Annotated in this window: 4 protein-coding genes; 3 read left to right on the forward strand and 1 reads right to left on the reverse strand. The window is 69.0% G+C overall.

Annotated elements, in window-relative coordinates; all coding sequences use genetic code 11:
• A partial coding sequence (locus tag AC1D12_RS26600) for an ABC transporter permease (protein ID WP_477843993.1) occupies positions 1-431 on the forward strand: 431 nt, incomplete at its 5' end.
• Entirely contained in the window at positions 428-2,146 is a 1,719-nt protein-coding gene (locus AC1D12_RS26605; protein ID WP_477843995.1) for an ABC transporter ATP-binding protein, read from the forward strand. The genes AC1D12_RS26600 and AC1D12_RS26605, both read left to right, overlap by 4 nt.
• A gap of 7 nt (positions 2,147-2,153) precedes the next feature.
• Here the strand turns inward: AC1D12_RS26605 and AC1D12_RS26610 are convergent, their stop codons facing one another.
• Positions 2,154-2,885 carry a substrate-binding periplasmic protein gene (locus AC1D12_RS26610; RefSeq protein WP_477824636.1) on the reverse strand — a complete coding sequence of 244 codons (732 nt, stop codon included), beginning with the start codon at positions 2,883-2,885 and terminating at the stop codon, positions 2,154-2,156.
• 132 nt (positions 2,886-3,017) lie between these two features.
• Between AC1D12_RS26610 and AC1D12_RS26615 the strand changes: the two genes are divergently transcribed.
• The coding region (locus AC1D12_RS26615) for a PAS domain S-box protein (protein WP_477843997.1) at positions 3,018-4,154 on the forward strand (1,137 nt) is incomplete at its 3' end.

Raw genomic sequence — 4,154 nt, forward strand, 5'->3', positions numbered from 1 at the left:
TCGGCAGCGTGGCCATCATCCTCGCGCTGGTCGGCTGGACCGGCATGTACCGGCAGGTGCGGGCCGAGTTCCTGAAGCATTCGGTGCGCGAATACGTGCGCTCGGCCGAGGCGATCGGTGCGTCGGCGGCGTCGCGCATGTTCCGGCACATCCTGCCGAACATCAGCCACGTGATCCTGGTGCGCATGTCGCTGCTGGTGGTGGGCTTCATCAAGTTCGAGGTGATCCTGTCGTACCTCGGGCTGGGCGTCGGTGTCGACGACGTGTCGTGGGGCACGATGCTGGCCGAGGCGCAGAGCGAGCTGATCCTCGGCTACTGGTGGCAGCTGGTGGCGGCGACCGCGTTCATGGCGGTGTTCGTGACGGCGTTCTCGCTGTTCGCCGATGCGTTGCGCGATGCGCTGGATCCGAAGCTGCGGGGACTGGAATGAGCCTGTTGACGATCAAGGACCTGCGCGTGTCGTTCCGCGTGGGCCACGAGGGTGGGGTGGTGCAGCGTACGCAGGCCGTGGGCCGTGAGATCGACGGGCAGTCGGTCGGCGTCAGCTTCGACGTGCCGGAGAACACCACGGTGGCGCTGGTCGGCGAGTCGGGCTCGGGCAAGAGCGTGACCGCGATGTCGATCCTGAACCTGCTGCCGAGCAATGCCGAGCGGCAGGGCGCGATCGGCTTCCTGGGCCGCGACCTGCTGGCCGCGACGCTGCCCGAGCTGCAGGCGCTGCGCGGCAAGGACATCGCCTGCGTGTTCCAGGATCCGATGAGCTCGCTGAACCCGGTGTTCACCGTCGGGCAGCAGCTGGTGGAGCCGCTGGTGCGCCACCTGGGGCTCTCGCGCAAGCAGGCGCTGGCGCGTGCCGAGGCGCTGCTGGTCGAGGTGGGCCTGCCGGAGCCGAAGCGGCGGCTGGCGGCCTATCCGCATGAACTGTCGGGCGGACAGCAGCAGCGCGTGATGATCGCGATGGCGCTGTCGTGCGAGCCGAAGCTGCTGATCGCCGACGAGCCGACGACGGCGCTCRACGTGACGATCCAGCGCCAGATCCTGGAACTGCTCGCGAAGCTGAAGACGCAGCACCGCATGAGCATGCTGTTCATCACGCACGACCTGGGCGTGGTCGGCGAGATTGCCGACCAGGTGGTGGTGATGCGCCAGGGCACGGTGCGCGAGCAGGGATCGGTGGCGGAGATCTTCGCTGCGCCGCGCGACCCGTACACCAAGGCGCTGCTGGCCTGCCGGCCGACGCTTGCGCAACGCGGTGCGCGGCTGATGGTGATCGACGACCACATCGCCGGCCGCGCGGCGGCGGCACCGCCGGCACCGAAGGACGCGCTGGCGCCGATCGTGATCGATGCCAGCAACCTGACGAAGAGCTTCTGGCTGCGCAGCGGCGTGTTCGGCCGCAAGGAGTTCCGCGCGGTGAAGGGCGCGAGCTTCACGCTGCGGCGCGGGCACACGCTGGGCGTGGTCGGCGAATCGGGATCCGGCAAGACGACGATGGGGCTGACGCTGCTGCGCCTGCACGAGGTGAACGGCGGGCCGGTCGGCGGCAAGGTGATGTTCGACGGGCAGGACCTGCTGGCGCTGAGCCGGCGCGAGCTGCTGCCGATGCGCCGGCGCATCCAGGTGGTGTTCCAGAACCCGTATGCGTCGCTGAACCCGCGCTTCACGATCGGGCAGACGCTGACCGAGCCGATGGCGATCCACGGCATCGGCGCCGATGGCGCAGAGCGCGAGCAGCGCGCGCGGGCGCTGCTGAACAAGGTCGGGCTGGACGACAGCGCGATGCACAAGTACCCGCACGAGTTCTCCGGCGGCCAGCGCCAGCGCGTGGCGATCGCGCGCTGCCTGACGCTGGACCCGGAGGTGCTGGTGCTCGACGAGGCGGTCAGCGCGCTCGACGTGTCGGTGCAGGCGCAGGTGCTGAACCTGCTGAAGGACCTGCAGGACGAGCTGGGCCTCGCCTACATCTTCATCAGCCATGACCTGGCGGTGGTGCGCTTCATGGCCGACGAGGTGCTGGTCATGAAGGACGGCGAGGTCGTCGAGCAGGCGAGCGTCGCGCAGATCCTGGAGCAGCCGCAGCAGGAGTACACGAAGCGCTTGCTGGGGGCGATTCCGCGCGGCTACGGCGCCGCGAGGGCGGCGTAGCCGCCCTTCATCGGTAGCGCTTCACGATCGCCTGGTAGGAGCCGTCCGCCCTCATCTGGTCGATGGCGTCAGCGATCCGCCTGGCGATCTCCTTCGGGAAACCGTGGGATGCGGCGACCCAGGACACCTTGACCGGCCCCAGGCGGGGGCCGTACTTCAGTTCGGTGGGGTCGAAGCCGGCTTGCCGGTACACGCCGTGCGCCATCAGGTCCGTCGTCATCCACGCGCCGATGCGTCCCAGCTTCAGTTTCCGGGCATTCGTCAGGTCGTCGTCGGTTTCCTCGACATACGGCAATGCCGCATGTTCCGCCTCGTCCTTGAAGCTGGTGCCGCGGACATAGCCCACGACCAGCGTCCGCGCCTCTTCGATGGAAGAGGGCGGCGTGGCGAGGGTCACGAAGACCGTATGGAACTCCAGCACCGGTGCAACCCATTGATACTGCGCTTCGCGCCCGGGCGTGCGGGTGAACGGAATGATCAGCACGTCGTTCCCGGCCTGGGTTTCCAGTTGCGCCCGCTGCCACGGCAGGAAACTGAACGCCGGTGAAATGCCCGCCCGCCGGCAGGCCTCGCGGACCACCTCCAGCACGACGCCGCCCGGCTGGCCGCCCGCCTGGGTCGTCAGCGGCGGGAACTCGGCAGCCACCACCCGGATGGCCTGCCCGGCCGCGCCGGACGGCACGAGCAGCGATGCCAGCAGTGCCAGCACGCCAACGCCCTGGATCGTCGTTCTTCGCATGCGGGAACTCCTCTCGCTTGTCGGCTCGCTCGGCATTGTCTTAACATCGAAACGTATACACCATTTCAGTCCTCCGCTGGCAGCGCTTCATGCGCCGGAGGTCGTGCGAAGCGCGGTGGAGCAACAACCGACATGGCGTTGCGATTTCGGGTGATCCCGCGGGCCGGCAGCTTGCACAGCAAGCTGATGCTGGCGCTGGCGATCCTGGTCGCGCTGGTGGCGCTCGCTGCGGCCTATGTGCTGATCGAACGCGAGCGCGAGCGTCGGTTCCTGGAGCTGGAGGGCCGGGCCGCGCGCATTGCCGAACTGTTCAGCCGCTCGCTGGCCTACCCCCTCTGGAACGTCGACCATGCCGCGATCGACAGCCAGCTCGCGGCGCTGGCCCCCAATCCGGAGGTCGCCCAGTTCAGCGTCACGACGGTCGGCGACGGCACGGTGTCCGCGGTGACCCGGATCCAGTCGCGGGACCTGGTCAACCCGATCGTGCGCGTGCAGTCGATCGAGTACGCGCCCCCTGGCGGTGCCCGGCAGAAGATCGGGGAAGTCCGTGTCGTGCTGACGCGCGCGGTGGTCGAGGCGGCCATCGCCACGGCCCGCCGGACCATTCTCGCGCTGGTCGCCGCGATCGTGGCCGTGCTGTATGCAGCGACCTTCCTGCTGCTCAGGCGCATGGTGAGCGCGCCCATCCAACGCCTGGAGGCGACGGTGGATCGAATCGCCATCGGTGACATGGACGCGCGCTGTGCGGTCGAATCGAGCGACGAACTGGGCCGGCTGGCCCTGCGCGTCAACGCGATGGCGGACCGGCTGCGCGACTCCGCCCGGCAATTGCGCGACAGCGAGGCGACCTACCGGGGGATCTTCGAGAATTCGCTGGAGGGCATCTTTCACCTGGACCGGTCGGGGAGCCTGCATGACGCCAACGCGGCGCTGGCCCGGCTGATGGGCTACGCCACGCCCGTCGAGCTGATGGCGGCCGTGAACGATGCACCGCCCGCCCGCCGGCCCCTGTTCACGCCGGACCAGACGGCCTCGCTGTTCGCCGCACTCGAACGCGACGGCGAGATCGCCGGCATGGAACTGCAACTGACGCGCGCCGACGGCAGCCCGGTCTGGGTCCAGCTCAACGCGTGGCAGCAAGGCGGCGGGCCGGCCGGATGCCACGGGCTGGTCAGCGACATCACGTCACGCAAGCGGACACTCGAGGACTTGCGCAGCCATCGCGACCACCTGGAGGAGGCGGTGCGCGAGCGCACCGCGGAACTGGAC

It is taken from the genome of Rhizobacter sp. P1_G5 (assembly GCF_056405435.1).

Bases quoted from the DNA above. Each gene is read 5' to 3' on its own strand.
- AC1D12_RS26610 (WP_477824636.1), bottom strand. From the start codon at position 2,885: ATGCGAAGAACGACGATCCAGGGCGTTGGCGTGCTGGCACTGCTGGCA.